Origin of the sequence: Mycobacterium bulgaricum, from assembly GCF_041287165.2 — a bacterium.
Lineage (GTDB): Bacteria > Actinomycetota > Actinomycetes > Mycobacteriales > Mycobacteriaceae > Mycobacterium > Mycobacterium bulgaricum.
The window spans coordinates 25447-43184 of sequence record NZ_JBGGKV020000010.1 but is presented as its reverse complement, the minus strand read 5'-3'; the positions used below and the strand labels follow the sequence as shown (position 1 = coordinate 43184).

Genomic DNA, 17738 nt, shown 5'->3' with positions numbered 1-17738 from the left:
GGGTCTCCATCCAGTGCCTGCGGCACTTGGTCCCTTTCGTCGACAGTGGCGTCACGCGCAGTGTTGTCAGCGCGGAACCTCTTGATTGTCAACACATGTTAGCGGAATCCGAACCCTCGATCGCCGGGGAGAACACGTACTCGAATACTTAGTCACACTAAATTCACAGGACTGGTACTTTCAATCGCAACACAAGCCAGAAGGGGACAGATGTCGATGTCGTTCACCCGGTGGGTGGGAGTAATCGCAGCGGCGGCCGCAACGCTGGCCCTGACCTCCTGCGGGTCGGAAACGCAGACCGGCAGCGAAGACAAGCTGGTCGTCTACTCCGGCCGCAGCGAGGAACTGATCAAGCCGCTGATCGAGCAGTTCAGCTCCGAGACCGGCATCGAGGTGGAGGCCCGGTACGCGAGTTCAGGCGAGCTGGCGGCCCAGTTGCTCACCGAGGGCGATAAGTCGCCGGCCGACGTGTTCTTGTCCCAGGACGCCGGCGCACTCGGCGCGGTGTCCAAAGCCGGCCTGCTCGCACCGATCGACGCCGAAACCCTCGCGGCGATCCCGAACCAGTACTCGGCGGCCGACGGCACCTGGGTCGGCGTGTCCGGACGGGCGCGCGTCATCGTCTACAACCCGACGTTGGCACCCAATCCGCCCGACACGATCGACGGTCTGCTCGCCCCGGAGTGGAAGGGCAAGATCGGGTTCGCGCCCAGCAACGCCTCATGGCAGGCCTTCGTCACCGGCCTGCGGGTCGTCCGGGGCGAGGACGGCGCAGAACAGTGGCTGCGCGCTTTCAAGGCGCAGGATCCGCAGGCCTTCGAGAACAACGTCGCGGTGCGGGACGCGGTGGACTCGGGCCAGATCGCCCTCGGTGTGGCCAATCACTATTACCTCTACGAGCTCATCGCCGCCAAGGGTGCGGACGCCGTCGTGGCCGAGAACAAGTTCATGGCCCCCGGCGATCCCGGCGGGCTTGTCAACGTCGCCGGTGTCGGCGTCCTCAAGGCGGCCCCGGATCCGGAGAAGGCCCAGCAGTTCGCCTCGTACCTGGTCGGGGAGTCGGCACAGAAGTACTTCGCCGAGGAGACCATGGAGTATCCCCTCGCCGCCGGTGTCGCGCCGTCTGCGGAGATGCCTCCGCTCGCTGACCTGCAACCCCCTGCCGTGGACCTGTCGCAGCTCGACGACATCGAGGCCACTCAGGAGCTGCTGGTCAAAACCGGCCTGCTGACCAACTGACCCGGTGACCGGCGCTGCCCGGCTGGCCCGAGGACGCCCGCCCGCGCTGCTTCTGCTTCCGGCCGCCCTGGTCGCGGCGTGCACCCTGGTGCCGCTGGTCTATCTGGTCGAGCGTGCTCTGGAGCGGGGCTGGTCGTTCGTCGTCGACGAGGTCCTGCAGCCGCGCACCGCGGCGCTGGTGGGCCGTTCGCTCATGCTCGTCACCACCGTCACCGCCGCCTGCGTCGTCCTGGGCGTCGGGCTCGCGGTCCTGTGCACCCGTACCACCCTCCGAGGCAGGCGGGGGCTGGCCGTCGCGCTGACGCTCCCGCTGGCCATGCCCAGCTATCTGCTGGCGTATCTGTGGGTGTCGGCATTTCCGGCGGTGGCCGGCTTCTGGGGCGCCACGCTCGTCCTGACGTTGGTGAGCTACCCCCTCGTGCTGTTGACGACGATGGCGGCGCTGGCGCGGGTGGACCCCGCCCAGGAAGAGGTGGCCCGATCGCTGGGGCTCGGAGGCTGGGCCGTGCTGTTCCGGGTGACGCTGAGGCAGTCGCGGGCAGCGATCGCGGCCGGTGCGCTGCTGGTCGCGCTGTATGTGCTCAGCGACTTCGGTGCGGTCGCTGCGATGCGGTACGAGGCGTTCACCTGGGTGATCTACGGGGCGTACCGGTCGGGATTCAACCCGTCGCGGGCCGCTGTCCTCTCGCTGGTGCTGATGGTGTTCGCGATCGCGCTGGTGGTGGCTGAGCACCGCGCCCGCGGGCTGGCCGCCGCATCCCGCGTGGGGGCGGGGTCGCCACGGCCCGCGCCCCTCAACCGTCTCGGCCCCTGGAGTGGGGCCGCGCTGGTGGCGCCGCTGACCGTGCTCACCGCGGCGCTGGTCGTGCCGGGCGTGGAGCTCGCCGACTGGCTGATCGCCGCGGGTCCCCGGTGGGACGCCGCGCCATGGCTCGCCGCACTGGGCAACACGATCTGGTTGTCGGCTGCCGCGGCAGTCGTGTCCACGGCGGCGGCGCTGCCACTGGGGGTCCTCGCCGCGCGCCACCGCGACCGTGCCACCAAGACACTGGAAGGTGCTAGCTATGTGGCGCACGGTCTCCCCGCCATCGTCATCGCGATCTCCATGGTGTCGCTCGGCGTGCTGCTGCTGCGCCCGATCTACCAGCGCGAGCCGCTGCTGATCCTGGCCTATACGGTGCTGTTCGTGCCCATGGCCATCGGTTCGATTCGCGCCGCGGTGGAATCCGCGCCCATCCGACTGGAAGAGGTGGCGCGGTCTCTCGGCCGCGCCCCGGTACGGGCGTTCGCGGCGGTCACCGCCCGGGTCGCACTTCCCGGCATCGCGGCGGGCGCGGCGCTGGTCCTGCTCACGTGCATGAAAGAGCTGCCCGTGACGCTGCTTCTGCATCCCACCGGTACCGACACCCTCGCCACCCGGCTGTGGGGGTACAGCTCGATCAGCGACTATGCGGCCTCGGCGCCGTACGCGGTGGCGCTCCTGGTTTTCGCGGCGGTGCCCACCGCGGTGCTCGGCATGTGGAGCACGAGTTCTGCTGGGATGCGCAGTGATTGAACTGCCGGCGGCCTCCGTCGCCGCACATGGTGTCGGCAAGTCCTTCGGCGAGCGTAGGGTTCTGTCCGGAATCGACCTCGACGTGGCGGCGGGTTCAATCACTGCGGTGCTCGGTCCGTCGGGATGCGGGAAGACGACGCTGCTGCGAATACTGGCCGGCTTCGAAGACCCGGACACCGGAACGGTCAGCATCGGCGGCGAGACGATGGCGGGCCCGGGCGTCACCGTTCCGGTGCACCGTCGACGGGTCGGCTTGATGCCCCAGGAGGGGGCGTTGTTCCCGCATCTGAGCGTGGGGGAGAACGTGGCCTTCGGGCTCGACCGCGCCGCCCGGAGAAGTCCGAACGGCGAGGTGAGGCAGTGGCTGGACGTGGTCGGACTCGACGGCCTGGCCGATGCGCGCCCCCACGAGATCTCGGGTGGCCAACAGCAAAGGGTTGCCCTGGCGCGTGCTCTCGCGGCCCGGCCGCGCGTCCTCCTTCTCGACGAGCCGTTCGCCGCCCTCGACGCCGGGTTGCGCACCCGCGTCCGCGAGGACATCGCCACGATCCTGCGCGAGGCCGGTACCACCGCGATCCTGGTCACCCACGACCAGTCCGAGGCGCTGTCGCTGGCGGACTCGGTGGCCTTGCTGATCGACGGCGAGGTGGCCCAGCACGCCACCCCCGCCGAGCTGTTCAACCGTCCCGCGACCTTGACCAACGCCCGATTCATCGGCAGCACAGTCGAACTCGACGGAACCGCGGATTCGGGGATCGTGCACACCGCACTGGGGGCGCTTCGCGCGCGACTGCCGGTGGCCGACGGGCCGGCCGTGACGGTCTTGCGGCCCGAACAGTTGCGCCTCGGACCGGCCGGGGCGCCTGCGCGGGTGACGGCATGCCGGTTCTACGGCGCCGACACCGTCGTCCACGTGCGGCTCGAAGATGGGACAGCGCTACAGCTGCGCAGCCCGGGCCGAACCGACCTCGCGGACGGCCAATCCGTCACCGTCGAGGTCGACGGCCGCGACGACCAGGGCGTCCTGGCCTATCCGTCACCAACCGGAGGGCAGCGGGTGCCCCTCGGCGAAGCCCGCGGCTGACTGCACGCCGAGGACGACCTTCTCGTGCAGTTCGGACAGCGTGGCCGCGCCCACATAGGTGCAGGTGCTGCGGACGCCGGAGGTGATGTGGTCGATGAGGTCTTCGACACCGCCGCGGGCGGGGTCCAATCCCATCCGCGAGGTCGAGATGCCCTCCTCGAACAGTCCCTTGCGAGCCCGGTCAAAGGCGCTGTCGGCGGCGGTGCGTGCCGCGACGGCACGCTTGGAGGCCATCCCGTAGCTCTCCTTGTAGGGCTGGTCGTCGCGGTCGTGCATCAGGTCACCGGGGGACTCGTAGGTACCCGCGAACCACGAGCCGATCATCACGTTCGATGCGCCGGCGGCCAGCGCCAACGCCACGTCGCGCGGATGACGCACGCCGCCGTCGGCCCACACGTGCGCCCCGAGTTCCTTTGCGGTAGCCGAACATTCGACCACCGCGGAGAACTGCGGACGCCCGACTCCGGTCATCATCCGAGTCGTGCACATCGCGCCGGGGCCGACGCCGACCTTCACGATCGTGGCGCCGGCGTTGATCAGGTCCCTGGTGCCGCCCGCCGACACGACGTTTCCCGCCGCCAAAGGAAGGCCGAGGTCGAGCGCCGCGACCGCCTCGATGGCGTCGAGCATTTTCTGCTGATGTCCGTGCGCGGTGTCGATCACGAGCAGGTCCGCACCGGCTTCGGCGAGGTCACGTGCTTTCGCCGCGACGTCGCCGTTGATGCCGACGGCCGTCGCGATCCGGAGCCGGCCGTTCGCGTCGAGGGCCGGGGTGTAGATGCCTGTGCGGATGGCGCCGGTGCGGGTCAGGACACCGACGAGCGAGCCGTCGGCCTCGGTGAGCACGGCGATGGACCCGCCGTCCTTGGGTGCGTGTTCGAGCAGGTCGAAGACCTTGCGGGGCTCGGTCCCAACCGGTGCGGTGACAAAGTCGGAGATCGCGACGTCGCGAACCCTGGTGAAGCGGTCCACCCCGTGGCAGGCGGCTTCGGTGATGAGGCCGACGGGACGGTTCTCGGACACGACGACCGCGGCACCGTGGGCACGCTTGTGGATCAGCGCTGCGGCGTCGGAGACCGAGTCGTCGGGGGACAGGATCACCGGGGTGTCGACGACGGTGTCCCGGCTCTTGACGAAATCCACGGTGTGCTGGACCGCCGACAGCGGAAGATCCTGCGGCAGAACGACGATCCCGCCCCGACGGGCCACCGTCTCGGCCATCCGGCGGCCCGCGACCGCGGTCATGTTGGCGACGACCACGGGAATGGTGGTGCCCGACCCGTCGACCGTGGACAGGTTCACGTCGAAGCGCGACGAGAGGTCGGAGCGCCCCGGCACGATGAACACATCGTTGTAGGTCAGGTCGAAGGGCGGCCGGTGGCCATCGAGGAACTTCACGCCTCGAGTCTAGTGGCGCAGGCTCAGGCCTCGACCTCGCTGCGATCCCCGCTCCACAGCGTGTGGAAGCGCTTCTCGCGGTCGGTGTCGATGCGCCCGTAGGTGTGGGCGCCGAAGAAATCACGCAGGCCCTGCGTGAGGGCGGCGGGCAGTCGCTCGGTGCGCAGACCGTCGTAGTAGGACAGCGCCGAGGAGAAGCCCGGGATCGGGATGCCCAGCTCGGTGGCCTTGACGACCACGCGGCGCCAGCTGTCGATCGCCGCCTCGATGGCGTCGCGGAAGTACGGGTCGACGATCAGGGTGGGCAGCTCGGGATCGTTGTCGAAGGCTTCGGTGATGCGGTTGAGGAACTTGGCCCGGATGATGCAGCCGCCGCGCCAGATCCGCGCCATGTCGCCGGGCTTGATGTCCCAGTCGTATTCGTCGGAGCCGGCCTGGATCTGGTTGAACCCCTGCGCGTAGGCGATGATCTTCGATGCGTACAGGGCCTGCCGGATGTCCTCGGTGAACTGTGCTGCGTCTGTGGGCTTTTCGCCGAGATCGCCGGATGCCAGTCCGGTGGTGGCCTTGCGTTGGGCCACCGACCCCGACAGTGCGCGGGCGAAGACGGCCTCGGCGATGCCGGTGACGGGCACACCCAGATCGAGAGCTGACTTGACGGTCCAGCGGCCGGTGCCCTTCTGCTCGGCCTCGTCGAGGATCAGGTCGACCAGCGGCTTGCCGGTCTTGGCGTCGGTCTGCTTGAGCACTTGCGCGGTGATCTCGATCAGGAAGCTGTCGAGGTCGCCCTTGTTCCACTCCTCGAAGACGTCGGCGATCTCGGGTGCGGTCTTGCCGAGCCCGTCGCGCAGCAGCTGATAGGCCTCGCCGATGAGCTGCATGTCGGAGTACTCGATGCCGTTGTGCACCATCTTCACGAAGTGCCCGGCGCCGTCGGGGCCGATGTGGGTGCAGCAGGGCACGCCGTCGACGTGGGCCGAGATCTCCTCGAGCAGGGGGCCGAGGGATTCGTAGGATTCGGCCGGCCCGCCGGGCATGATCGACGGACCTTTCAGGGCGCCTTCCTCACCACCGGAGATGCCGGCGCCGACGAAGTGCAGGCCGCGCTCGCGGATCGCCTTCTCCCGGCGGATGGTGTCGGTGTAAAGCGCATTGCCGCCGTCGATGATGATGTCGCCCTGTTCCATGGCGTCGGCGAGCTCGTTGATCACCGCATCCGTGGGATCACCGGCCTTGACCATGATGACCACGCGGCGCGGCTTCTCCAGCGCGTCGAGGAACTCGGCGATCGTCTCGCTGCGCACGAAGTTGCCCTCGGACCCGTGCTCGGCCAGGAGCGCGTCGGTCTTGGCGATCGACCGGTTGTGCAGGGCCACGGTGTACCCGTGGCTCGCGAAGTTCCGCGCGAGGTTGGACCCCATGACGGCAAGGCCGGTCACGCCGATCTGGGCGGTACCCGTGGTCGAGCTCATAGACGAAATCCCTTCGATTTCCGATGACGGCACAGCTTCTGGCAGGTGAAACGCTTCTGGCTATCAAAACGCAGAGGAGCCCCGGGTGCGTCCCGGGTTACGCGACGAACAGTCGGTGCAGTTCGTTCAACCACGGCACCGCGAAGGCGACGGTCGGCACGACCAGCACGGCCGCCGCGGCAGCGTAGGCGCCCGCGGCGAGCATCCTGCTGTTGGGCTTTCCGCCGAGCCGTCGTACCCGCACGACCGTCGTGGGGCCGCCCGCGGCGAGAGCCCCGCGCGGCGCGCGCGCGGACGCGCAGGCCACCAGGGCGCGCGCCAGGGGGGTCGGGCCTTCGGCTCGCACGGCCGCGTCGTCGGCGAGCAGTTCGATCAGCAGACGGACCGCGTTGAGTGCGTGCGCGCTGCGCACCAGCCGCGGGAAGGCCGCGTGCACCGCGGTGAACATCTCCAGGACCAGGTCGTGACGGGCCCGCAGGTGCGCGCGCTCGTGCTCGAGGATCGCGCCGACCTCGTTGTCCGACAGTGTCTTCAACGCTCCCTCGCTCACCACGACCCGGCTTCGGACACCGGGCAGGCAGTAGGCGAGCGGCTGATCGACATCGAGGATGCGCAGCCCACTGCGCGCCCGGGGACGCGACTGGTGGGCGCCGACGAGGTCGATGACCATCCGGTGGTGTGCGCGCCGGCGCCGCGTCGCGATCGCGACATTGACGACCGAGGCGATCAGCCGTGCACCGATCATCAGGGTGAGAACGAAGACGACCACATAGGCCGTCCACAGGGGCCAGCCCAGCGCGTCGATCTCGCTGGTGATCGTCGAGGTGGGACGACCGTCGGGTCCCGGCTCGAAGAGCCGGATCGCGATGGCGATGCCCGCAGAGAACGCGGAGAGTACGGCGGCCAGCGCGATCGCCTGCCACAGCACGATCGCGGCACGGGGGGCGCGCAACGGCCATGTGGCGCGGGCCAGCAACGCAGGCACCGGCCCCGACAGAATCAGGGCGACGATCGTGAAGGCCAGCGCGGACACACTGTCAGTGTCCCTCAGGCGGTACCCGTACCGCCAGCGGGTCTTTGAGCCTGGTCTTTGTCTTCGAGCTCGGCGAGCGCTCGGCGCAGCGCGGCCGCCTCGTCGGCGCCGACGCGCTCGACGAAATGCACGAGAGCTGCTTCGCGACTTCCGGAGTCGGCGGCCTGATCGAGGGCGTCGACCATCAGGCCCGCCACCAGTTCGTCGCGGCCATGCGTGGGCGCATACCGGTGCGCCCGGTCGTCGCGGTGCTGCACGACGAGATTTTTCTTCGCCAGTCGCTGCAGCACGGTCATGATCGTCGTATAGGCGAGGTCCCGGTGCGCCGAGAGCGCCTCATGCACCTGTCGCACGGTCTGGGGCTCGCCCGCCGACCACAGGTGATCCATGACGGAACGTTCCAGTTCCCCGAGCCGAGTCAGCTTGGCCATCTTCCGTCCATCTCCTACAGGCAGTAGGTCAAAGGGTACTACGGGGTTACTACCGCGCGTCGTATCAACTGTGCGCGCAGGTTGCCTGCCTCCGGCCACTCCCTTCCCGATGCCAACGCCGTGGCTCCCACCGGCGCGTCCGTCCACGCGTGTGAGTCCGGTCACAGGACGTCCCTCCCCTGACGATCGCGTTGTGTTCGCGACTGTACTAAGGCTAACCTAAGTGCCAGTTAGGCTAACCTAACTGCCAACCGAAGTGGAGGTTCCATGACGGTCCTTGTCGAGGATCCGCTCATCGCGAGCATGACGATCAAACGAATGCTGCCGATCCACGAATCGAGTAGGCGGCTGCGGGCGTTGTATCGCGAATGTCCGCGGGTTTACGGCGTGGCAGTGATGGGCGACCTTTCGCGGCGGCGCTGGTGGCCGCTCGAGGAGGTCCTGACCACCGACCGCCTCGACACCATGTTCGATGCAGGCGTAGCCGAGACCGACAGTCATGGGGCCGTGGCGCAGCAGCTCGCGGCGACATTCGCCCACGTCGTGGTCGGCCGTGTCATCCCGCTGCTGGTCCTCGAGGGTCGCGCATGGGACACCGGCCTGGAAAACCTCTGGGTGCATGTCGACTCCGAGGGCGCCATCGACTGGGTCGGCGTCGTCGATCCGACGGTGCGCGCCCTCACCGACGATCCCTTCTTCTCCACGCCCCGGCCACAGGCCGGGCGCACGGGCCAGACCGGGATCGTCGCCCTGCCCAGCGAGGCGGCGCTGACGACCTGGATCGCCCACCGCAGTCACCGCGCGCTCGGACCCCTGTTCAACAAGCTCGCCCTGGTCAGTGACGGAGCGATGTCGGTGGCGGCGATGTGGCACATCGTCGGCGGGGCAGTCGTCAGCGCGGCGACCCAGGTTCCCCTGCTGGCCGGGTCCAGTGAGGTGGTCAGCATGCGCCGGGGTCAGGCCGTGCTGGATGCCCTCGTCGGTTTCGGCCTGCCGGTTCGCGGAACGTCACGAATGACTACAGGGAAGGTCTTGCTTAATTAGGGCAGCCTTGCCTATTCTTTAGCAGTCGGTCGAACACCGACATTCGGAACGAACGGACCGCGCCGGAGTCCTGAGGGCTGCAGAGACCCCCGGTCCAACCGAAGGAAGGGCCCCACGCCTCGTGCGTGGGGCCCTTCCGCATTCCCGGCAATCCGTATTTCCCGTCAGCCGACCCGACGGTGTAGACACGAGCCGTGACGACTGATGTTCGTGAAAGCCTCGGTGCCGGTTTCGACAAAGAGCTCGGGCTGACCTATCTGGAGATGACGCCCGACGGCGGCCGCGCGCAGCTCGCCATCACCCAGAAGCTGTTGCAGCCGTGGGGAATCGTGCACGGTGGGGTCTATTGCGCCGTGATCGAGAGCATGGCCAGCGTGTCCGGCCACGTCTGGCTGAGCGAGAACGGCGGGGGCACAGTCGTCGGCGTCAACAACAACACCGACTTTCTGCGGGCGATCCGGTCGGGGACGGTGACGGCGACGTCCACCCCGATCCACCGGGGGAGGCGTCAGCAGCTGTGGCTGATCACCATCACCGACGAGACGGATCGAACGGTCGCGCGGGGCCAGGTGCGGCTCCAGAACATCGCCGACGAGTAGCCGACGCGCGGGAGCGCTGCTGACTGCCCTCCGTCGTGGCAGGATCGCGGCCATGCGTTTGACGCCGCATGAACAGGAACGGCTGCTGCTTTCGTATGCCGCCGAACTCGCCCGCCGCCGCCAGGCGCGGGGCCTCAAGCTCAACCATCCCGAAGCGGTCGCGGTCATCACCGACCACATCCTCGAAGGGGCCCGTGACGGCCGCGCGGTCGCGGAGCTGATGGTCAGCGGCCGTGAGGTTCTCGCGCGCGAGGACGTCATGGACGGCGTCCCCGAAATGCTGCACGACGTCCAGGTCGAGGCCACGTTCCCCGACGGCACGAAGCTCGTAACCGTCCACCACCCGATCCCGTGAGGCAAGGGTCAACAGTGATACCTGGAGAGATCGTCTTCGGTGACGGTGACATCGAGATCAACCCCGGCGCACCGCGTCTGGAGCTCGACATCGTCAACACCGGCGACCGGCCGGTGCAGGTCGGCAGCCACGTCCACGTGACACAGGCCAACGGCGCGCTGGAATTCGACCGCGTTGCCGCGCACGGGCACCGGTTCGACATCCCGGCCGGCACCGCGATCCGCTTCGAACCCGGTGTCGCTCAACGGGTCAGTCTCGTCCCGCTGGCCGGCACCCGTGAGGTATGGGGCCTGACCCTGGATCCGCCCGGCAGATTGGATGGCCCCCAATGAGCGCTTGTGCGAAGAAAGTACTCCGATGACCCGACTGTCGCGGTCGCGCTACGCGGCTCTGTTCGGCCCGACTGCCGGTGACCGCATTCGGCTCGCCGATACCGATCTGTTCATCGAGATCACCGAGGATCGCAGCGGCGGGCCGGGACTGGCCGGTGATGAAGCCGTCTTCGGCGGAGGCAAGGTGCTTCGCGAGTCGATGGGGCAGTCGCGTGTCACGCGTGCGGACGGGGCTCCCGATACCGTCATCACCGGCGCAGTGATCCTGGATCACTGGGGAATCATCAAGGCCGACATCGGTATTCGAGACGGCCGGATCGTCGCGATCGGCAAGGCCGGTAACCCCGACATCATGGACGGCGTGCACCCGGACCTGGTGGTCGGACCGTCGACGGAGATCATCGCCGGCAACGGGCGGATCGTCACCGCGGGCGCGATCGACTGCCACGTGCACCTGATCTGCCCGCAGATCATGGAAGAGGCACTCGGCGGCGGCATCACGACGATCGTTGCCGGGGGGACAGGTCCCGCCGAAGGCAGCAAGGCCACCACCGTCACCCCCGGTTCGTGGCATCTGGCCCGCATGCTCGAGGCTCTCGACACCTGGCCGCTCAACGTGGCGCTGCTCGGCAAGGGCAACACCGTCAGCTCCGAAGCGATGTGGGAGCAATTGCGAGGTGGCGCAGCAGGTTTCAAGCTGCATGAGGACTGGGGGACCACGCCCGCGGCCATCGACGCCTGCCTCACGGTGTCGGAGGCGGCGGGAGTGCAGGCCAACATCCACACCGACACACTCAACGAGGCCGGCTTCGTCGAAGACACCCTGGCCGCCATCAAAGGCCGGTCGATCCACGCCTACCACACCGAGGGTGCAGGCGGCGGGCACGCACCCGACATCATCACGGTGGCCGGTAAGCCCAATGTGCTTCCCAGCTCGACCAATCCGACGCGGCCGCACACCGTCAACACCCTCGACGAGCATCTCGACATGCTCATGGTGTGCCACCACCTCAACCCCAGCGTCCCCGAGGATCTCGCGTTCGCCGAGAGCCGCATCCGGCCGTCCACGATCGCGGCCGAGGACCTGCTGCACGACATCGGGGCGATCTCCATGATCGGCAGCGACGCCCAGGCGATGGGACGCATCGGTGAGGTGGTGATGCGGACCTGGCAGACCGCCCATGTGATGAAGCGGCGCCGAGGGTTCCTGCCCGGCGACGTCGGCGCCGACAACATGCGGGCGCGCCGCTACGTCGCGAAGTACACGATCTGCCCTGCCGTGGCGCACGGACTGGACCACGAGATCGGTTCGGTCGAGGTGGGCAAGCTGGCCGACCTGGTGCTCTGGGAGCCCGCGTTCTTCGGGGTGCGTCCGCATGCCGTGGTCAAGGGCGGGATGATCGCGTGGGCAGCGATGGGCGACGCCAACGCGTCGATCCCCACGCCGCAACCGGTGCTGCCACGGCCGATGTTCGGCGCGTCTCCGGCCGCGGCCGCGCAGACGTCGGTGCATTTCGTTGCGCCACAAGCGATCGAGGCACATCTTGCGGATCGGATCGCTGTGAACCGCGACCTCGTCCCTGTCGCGAACGTCCGGAACGTCGGCAAAGCGCAGATGCCGCTCAACGACGCCATCCCGGACATCCAGGTGGACCCGGACACCTTCACCGTCCGTATCGACGGTGAGGTGTGGCAGGAACAGCCCGCTGCCGAACTTCCCATGGCGCAGCGCTACTTCCTCTTCTGACCGACTGGCCTTTCGATGTCGAACCTGACCACTCTGCTCGCGCTGGCGGATTCCCGCCTGCCGACGGGCGGGCACGTGCATTCGGGCGGTATCGAGGAGGCGGTGACCAGCGGACTGGTTGTCGACCTCGCGTCGCTGCGCGCGTTCCTTGTCCGTCGTATCCGGACGACGGGGCTCGTCTGCGCATCCCTTGCCGTCGCGGTGCACCGCGGCGCGCTGTCCGCCTCGGCGGGGGAGTCCGGTGATCTCGAAACCGACGCGCGCACACCGTCTCCCGCCGCCCGCCAGGCGTCACGCGCGCAAGGACGCGGCCTGGTCCGGCTCGGCCGCCGCATATGGTCGGACGAGGACTGGGACGCGCTGGGCCCGACACCGCATCTGGCCGTGGCCGCCGGAGTCGTCGGCAGGGCCGGCCGCCTGGCCGATCAGCACACCGCGCTGTCGGTCGTGTACACCACGATGACCGGATCGGCCACCGCGGCACAGCGACTGCTCGCGCTCGACCCCGGCGACGTGGCCGCACTGACGTTCGACTTGTCCGCGCTGTGCGAGCAGACCGCGGCCGAAGCGGCCAAAGATGTCACCGATCTGTCTGATCCATTGCTCGACGTGCTCGCACAACGTCACGTCGAGCGCGACCGGCCGCTGTTCGCGTCCTAGAAAGAAGGTCCGTATGCCTCCGCATCTACTCTCCGCCGAACCTGGCGGTCAGCCTCACGGCCACACCGAGCGTCCCCGCCGGGTCCGCCAGCCGGGGGAGCCGCTGCGCATCGGTGTCGGGGGTCCCGTCGGCTCGGGGAAGACGGCGCTCGTGGCCGCGTTGTGCCGGCAGCTGCGTGACGAGCTGTCACTGGCTGTGCTGACCAACGACATCTACACCACCGAGGACGCGGACTTCCTGCGTCGCAACGCGGTCCTTCCCGATGACCGCATCGCCGCGGTGCAGACCGGCGGGTGCCCGCACACCGCGATCCGCGACGACATCACCGCCAACCTGGACGCCGTCGACGATCTGCGGGCCGGTCACGACGATCTGGAGCTGATCCTGGTCGAGTCCGGCGGGGACAACCTCACCGCGACGTTCTCCTCCGGCCTGGTCGATGCGCAGATCTTCGTGATCGACGTGGCGGGCGGAGACAAGGTGCCGCGCAAAGGCGGGCCCGGCGTCACGTTCTCGGATCTGCTCGTGATCAACAAGACCGACCTCGCACCCCTGGTGGGCGCCGACCTCGACGTGATGCGTCGCGACGCCGCGGCCGTGCGCGGTGAGCGCCCGTTCGAGCTGATCTCGCTGACGGCCGATCCCGCGGCGACCCCGGTACTGAGCTGGGTCCGCGAACAGCTCAGGATCGCGCAGGCCGTCTAGGTGCGTTCCGACGTCGTCATCGTCGCGAGACCGAACCGCTCACCGCGCATCGAGTGCAGAGGTGGGATCGCCGCGCGCCTGACCGCGGCCGACACCGTGCACCTGGTGTCGTCGGTCGCGACACCCCTGGGCGGTGACGCGATCTCGATGCGCGTCGTCGTGGAGGCGGGAGCACGCCTGACGGTGCGTACGGTCGCGGCGACGGTCGCGCTGCCGGGAGCGGCGACGGCGGAGTCCCATGCGACCTGGACGCTGGAAATCGCCGGCGAGCTCGACCTCGACCCGGAACCCACCATCGTCGCGGCCACCTCTCGCCACTTCACCACGACCACGCTCACCGTGCACGAGGCGGGTGCGGTACGTCTGCGCGAGCGGGTGCAGATCGGCAGAACGGGTGAGCGACAGGGCTTCTGGTCGGGCTCACTGCACGCCGACGTCGACTCGAAACCGCTACTGCGCCACCGCATCGAGCTGGGCGGCGGGTCGCTCGCCGACGACGAGATCGCGGCCCCTCGGGCGTGCGTCAGCGAATTGCACTATCCCCGAAGCGAAGTCGACGCCGCTGGGACGACCCTGGCGCTGGCTGCGGGAGGATGTTTGACCACCTGGCAGGGCGATCGCCTCTAACTGGCCGCTCTCTCCGTCTGCTCGACGGACGCCGCGATCTCTTCGAGTTCCTCGATGCGTGTTCGCGCGTACGCCTGCTGTTCGGTGATCGTCAGCTGGCCGCGGTTGCGTCCGAGGAAGGTGACCGTCCACGACAGCAGCGTCGCGATCTTGGTCTTGAACCCCACCAGGTACACCAGGTGCAGCAGCAACCAAGCCAACCACGCGATGAAGCCGCCGAATTCGAGCTTGCCGATCTTGGCGACCGCGTTGAACCGCGACACCGTGGCCATCGAGCCTTTGTCGAAGTAGCTGAAAGGTTCGCGCTCGCTCGGGTCGGCGCCTTTGAGTTCAGCCGCGATCGCCTTCGCCGCGTACTTACCACCCTGGATCGCGCCCTGCGCCATCCCGGGAACGTTCTCGACGGCGGCCATGTCGCCGACGACGAACACGTTCGGGTGGCCGGGGATCGACAGGTCGGGCAGAACCTTCACGCGGCCGGCGCGGTCGAGCTCGACACCGGACTGGTTGGCCAGGTCACGACCGAGGGGGCTGGCCGACACACCGGCCGACCAGACCTTGCACGCCGACTCGATGCGGCGCATCGTGCCGTCGGGATCCTTGACCGTGATCCCGTTGCGGTCGACGTCGGTGACCATCGCGTTGAGCTGGATCTCGACGCCCATCTTCTCGAGCCGGTCCTGGGCCTTCTTCCCCAGCTTCTCGCCCATCGGCGGCAGCACGGCGGGAGCCGCGTCGAGCAGGATGACCCGCGCCTTGGTCGAATCGATGTGGCGGAACGCACCTTTGAGCGTGTGGTCGGCCATCTCGGCGATCTGGCCGGCCATTTCGACGCCTGTCGGGCCTGCGCCGACGACGACGAAGGTCAGCAATTTCTCCCGGCGGGCCGGGTCGCTGGAACGCTCGGCCTGTTCGAAGGCGCCGAGGATACGACCGCGCAGCTCGAGTGCGTCGTCGATGGTCTTCATGCCGGGGGCCCACTCCGCGAAGTGGTCATTGCCGAAATACGACTGGCCGGCGCCGGCGGCCACGATCAGGCTGTCGAACGGGGTCACGTAGGTGTGTCCCAGGAGCTCGGACCGGACCGTCTTGGTCGCGAGGTCGATGTGTGTGACGTCTCCGAGCAGCACCTGGGCATTCTTCTGATTGCGCAGGATGACACGGGTGGCCGGGGCGATCTCTCCCTCGGAGATGATGCCGGTGGCCACTTGGTACAGAAGCGGCTGGAACAGGTGGTGGGTGGTCCGGGCGATCATCTTGATGTCGACGTCGGCGCCCTTGAGGGCCTTGGCTGCCGTCAACCCACCGAAACCCGATCCGATGATGACCACTTTGTGGCGATCGGACGGAGTGGCTCCGGGATGGCTCATTGCTGCTCCTTGTCGAGGTTCTGGCGTATGTGCCTCGGGTACCTTCTTTACCCATTCAGAACAACGAAAACCTTAGTCGTTGCCCTTCCGGCCGGCGCGGTGAGATGCCTTACCGCGCCGGGCCGCGAATCAAACACCGCGGCGGGCCGCGAATAAGACACCGCGGCGGGCCGCGAATCAAACACCGCGCCGGGCCGAGGAACCTGCCGCCGCCTCAGAGCGGGAGTCAGCTTGCAACCAGCGGTTTCAGTGCTTCTCCGAGGGCGGTGATCTGGCCGGGCTGGTAGCCGACGGTCTGCGTGGGCACGAACAGGATGACGCCGCCCACGCCCGCGTCGAGCACCTTCGACTGAACCTGTTCGGCGATCTGTTCGGGGCTGCCTGCGACCATCCGCTGCTTGAAATCGTCGGGGATCACGTCCGGGCTGATGCCCTCGCCGACGAGCGCGCCGATCAGCATGCTGGTCTCCAGCGTCGCGGGGTCGCGGTCGATCTCTTCGCACTTCTGCTTGACGACGTCGATCTTCCTGGACAGCTCGTCGAAGCCGGCGATGACGTTGAGGTGGTCGAAGTGACGGGCTGCCAGCGGGATGGTCTTCTTCTCGCCGCTGCCGCCGATCATCAGCGGGATGTGATCGCGGAAGCGGGGATTGGCCATGGCGTCCTGCACGCGGTAGTACTTGCCGGTGAATGTCGGGTGCTCGCCCTTGAGCATCGGCAGGATGATCTCCAGCGCTTCGCCGAGCTTGTTGAACCGGTCGGTGAACGTCCCGAACTCGTAGCCGAGCTGGTCGTGTTCGAGTTCGAACCAGCCGGTGCCGATACCGAGGATCGAGCGACCCTGGCTGATGACGTCCAGCGTGGTGATCGCTTTGGCCAGCAGCGTCGGATTGCGGTAGGTGTTACCGGTGACGAGCGTGCCCAGCTGCACGTTCTCGGTCGCGCCCGCCAGGGCCCCGAGCGCTGTATAAGCCTCCAGCATGGGCTGATCCGGGGTTCCGATCCCGGGCAGTTGATAAAAGTGGTCCATCACGAAGACGGAGTCGAAGCCCGACGTGTCGGCCTCTTTCGCCTGTGCGACGACGGTGGGGAAGAGCTCGGAAACGCCCGTCCCGTAAGAGAAGTTGTTGATCTGCAGCCCGAGTCGAGTGGTCACAGGACCGACCCTACGCACCGGGGCCGTGGCGCCGTCGGCTGTTTCACTCGGCGCGAAGCGCGGAACAAATCCGCCGCTCGAGGTGGTTGTTGCAGGGTTGCGCTACGCGAAGTTCGCGAGCGCCCCATGGGTGACGTGCAGCGTCTGCCCGGTGATGTGCCGTGCTGCCGGGGTGGTGAGGAACAGCGACAGGCGGGACATCTCCGCGCTGACCGACGGCGGGGTTGCGCCCAGGCCTTCATAACCCGGTTCGATGCCGCGGCCGACCGCGACGGCGTTGACGGTGATGCCCCGGATGCCGAAGTGGTTGGCCTGGCCCGCGGTCCAGTCGGACACGGCGGCCTTGACCGCGGAGGCGGCACTGCCTTCGCGCGGGGGATCGGGGATGACGGTGATGATGGATCCGCCCGAGCGCATGTGATCGCCGAGGACCTGAACGGTCAGCATCGCCGAGACCAGGTTCGCATCGAAGAGTCCGCGCCACTCGGCGGCATGGTCGTCGAGCGTGTAGGCGCGCGGATCGCCGCCGTTCCAGGACGGAGCCGGAACATTGATGATCGTGTCGAGGTGGGCCGGCGCCCGACCGTGCAGTCCGGCGACGGACGCGGGGTCGGTGTTGTCGAACACCAGAGCGTCCATGTCGAGCTCTTTGGCCAGCACCTCGAGGTCGTCGGCGCGACGCCCTCCGAGGAAGACCTTGTGCCCGGCTTCGCAGAAGCTCTCGGCGATCGTGCGGCCCAGATCGGTGTCGCATCCGGTGATCAGCACATCCATCGACGGCCCTCCTCTTGTGTTCGACGCTGAACCCAGCGAGCGCCGCCAATGTTACTGGACAGTAGCTAGATGGAAAACCCGACTCGCCGCGCCTGATAGGTGCGCTGGCTGTGCAGTCGCGCCGGTGCGTGGTAACGGGGCCGCGAATCGGTTCGA

At 68.0% G+C, this 17738-nt stretch carries 18 protein-coding genes; 11 read left to right on the top strand and 7 right to left on the bottom strand.

Annotated features, from left to right (window positions below; genetic code table 11):
• Positions 1 to 210: 210 nt before the first annotated feature.
• The 3 genes from ACAG24_RS22775 to ACAG24_RS22765 are packed head-to-tail and all read left to right on the top strand — an operon-like array spanning position 211 to position 3878.
• Positions 211 to 1239 carry an iron ABC transporter substrate-binding protein gene (locus ACAG24_RS22775; protein ID WP_370474656.1) on the top strand — a complete coding sequence of 343 codons (1029 nt, stop codon included), beginning with the start codon at positions 211 to 213 and terminating at the stop codon, positions 1237 to 1239.
• Between the two features lie 4 nt (positions 1240 to 1243).
• Positions 1244 to 2794 (top strand): ABC transporter permease, encoded by a 1551-nt coding sequence (locus ACAG24_RS22770; RefSeq protein WP_370474655.1) that lies wholly within the window; start codon positions 1244 to 1246, stop codon positions 2792 to 2794.
• The gene (locus ACAG24_RS22765; RefSeq protein ID WP_370474654.1) at positions 2787 to 3878 is read left to right on the top strand and encodes an ABC transporter ATP-binding protein; all 1092 of its coding nucleotides are present in this window, start codon (positions 2787 to 2789) and stop codon (positions 3876 to 3878) included. Before ACAG24_RS22770 ends, ACAG24_RS22765 begins: the two co-directional genes overlap by 8 nt.
• Here ACAG24_RS22765 and ACAG24_RS22760 read toward each other — a convergent pair.
• The 4 genes from ACAG24_RS22760 to ACAG24_RS22745 form a co-directional block, all read right to left on the bottom strand.
• Complete coding sequence (locus tag ACAG24_RS22760; RefSeq protein ID WP_370474653.1) at positions 3831 to 5276, bottom strand: GuaB1 family IMP dehydrogenase-related protein; 1446 nt, start codon at positions 5274 to 5276, stop codon at positions 3831 to 3833. The two genes, ACAG24_RS22765 and ACAG24_RS22760, sit on opposite strands and share 48 nt — an antisense overlap.
• Before the next feature lie 23 nt (positions 5277 to 5299).
• Complete coding sequence (gene gnd / locus ACAG24_RS22755) at positions 5300 to 6748, bottom strand: NADP-dependent phosphogluconate dehydrogenase (RefSeq protein ID WP_370474652.1); 1449 nt, start codon at positions 6746 to 6748, stop codon at positions 5300 to 5302.
• Between the two features lie 97 nt (positions 6749 to 6845).
• Entirely contained in the window at positions 6846 to 7781 is a 936-nt protein-coding gene (locus ACAG24_RS22750) for a M56 family metallopeptidase (RefSeq protein WP_370474651.1), read from the bottom strand.
• A gap of 14 nt (positions 7782 to 7795) precedes the next feature.
• A complete protein-coding gene (locus tag ACAG24_RS22745) occupies positions 7796 to 8212 on the bottom strand; it encodes a BlaI/MecI/CopY family transcriptional regulator (protein ID WP_370474650.1) in 417 nt (138 codons plus the stop codon).
• 267 nt (positions 8213 to 8479) lie between these two features.
• On the opposite strand from ACAG24_RS22745, the gene ACAG24_RS22740 reads away from it, so the two are divergent.
• From ACAG24_RS22740 to ACAG24_RS22705, 8 genes are all read left to right on the top strand, one after another.
• On the top strand, positions 8480 to 9256 hold the full coding sequence (locus tag ACAG24_RS22740; protein WP_370474649.1) for an iron reductase: 777 nt from the start codon (positions 8480 to 8482) through the stop codon (positions 9254 to 9256).
• 194 nt (positions 9257 to 9450) lie between these two features.
• Entirely contained in the window at positions 9451 to 9855 is a 405-nt protein-coding gene (locus tag ACAG24_RS22735; protein WP_370474648.1) for a PaaI family thioesterase, read from the top strand.
• Positions 9856 to 9907: 52 nt separating this feature from the next.
• A complete protein-coding gene (locus tag ACAG24_RS22730) occupies positions 9908 to 10210 on the top strand; it encodes an urease subunit gamma (RefSeq protein ID WP_370474647.1) in 303 nt (100 codons plus the stop codon).
• Between the two features lie 14 nt (positions 10211 to 10224).
• Positions 10225 to 10542: an urease subunit beta gene (locus ACAG24_RS22725; protein WP_370474646.1), complete on the top strand. Its 318-nt coding sequence runs from the start codon at positions 10225 to 10227 to the stop codon at positions 10540 to 10542.
• Positions 10543 to 10567: 25 nt separating this feature from the next.
• Complete coding sequence (locus tag ACAG24_RS22720) at positions 10568 to 12289, top strand: urease subunit alpha (RefSeq protein ID WP_370474645.1); 1722 nt, start codon at positions 10568 to 10570, stop codon at positions 12287 to 12289.
• A gap of 15 nt (positions 12290 to 12304) precedes the next feature.
• On the top strand, positions 12305 to 12949 hold the full coding sequence (locus ACAG24_RS22715) for an urease accessory protein UreF (protein WP_370474644.1): 645 nt from the start codon (positions 12305 to 12307) through the stop codon (positions 12947 to 12949).
• Between the two features lie 13 nt (positions 12950 to 12962).
• The gene (gene ureG, locus ACAG24_RS22710) at positions 12963 to 13655 is read left to right on the top strand and encodes an urease accessory protein UreG (RefSeq protein ID WP_370474643.1); all 693 of its coding nucleotides are present in this window, start codon (positions 12963 to 12965) and stop codon (positions 13653 to 13655) included.
• Positions 13656 to 14282, top strand: a complete 627-nt coding sequence (locus ACAG24_RS22705) for an urease accessory protein UreD (protein ID WP_370474642.1) — start codon at positions 13656 to 13658, stop codon at positions 14280 to 14282. It begins immediately after the preceding gene.
• Here the strand turns inward: ACAG24_RS22705 and ACAG24_RS22700 are convergent.
• From ACAG24_RS22700 to ACAG24_RS22690, 3 genes are all read right to left on the bottom strand, one after another.
• Complete coding sequence (locus ACAG24_RS22700) at positions 14279 to 15652, bottom strand: type II NADH:quinone oxidoreductase Ndh (RefSeq protein ID WP_370474641.1); 1374 nt, start codon at positions 15650 to 15652, stop codon at positions 14279 to 14281. The two genes, ACAG24_RS22705 and ACAG24_RS22700, sit on opposite strands and share 4 nt — an antisense overlap.
• A 226-nt stretch (positions 15653 to 15878) precedes the next feature.
• Positions 15879 to 16808 (bottom strand): LLM class F420-dependent oxidoreductase, encoded by a 930-nt coding sequence (locus ACAG24_RS22695; protein ID WP_370474640.1) that lies wholly within the window; start codon positions 16806 to 16808, stop codon positions 15879 to 15881.
• A gap of 102 nt (positions 16809 to 16910) precedes the next feature.
• Positions 16911 to 17582: an SDR family oxidoreductase gene (locus ACAG24_RS22690; RefSeq protein WP_370474639.1), complete on the bottom strand. Its 672-nt coding sequence runs from the start codon at positions 17580 to 17582 to the stop codon at positions 16911 to 16913.
• Positions 17583 to 17738 lie beyond the last annotated feature (156 nt).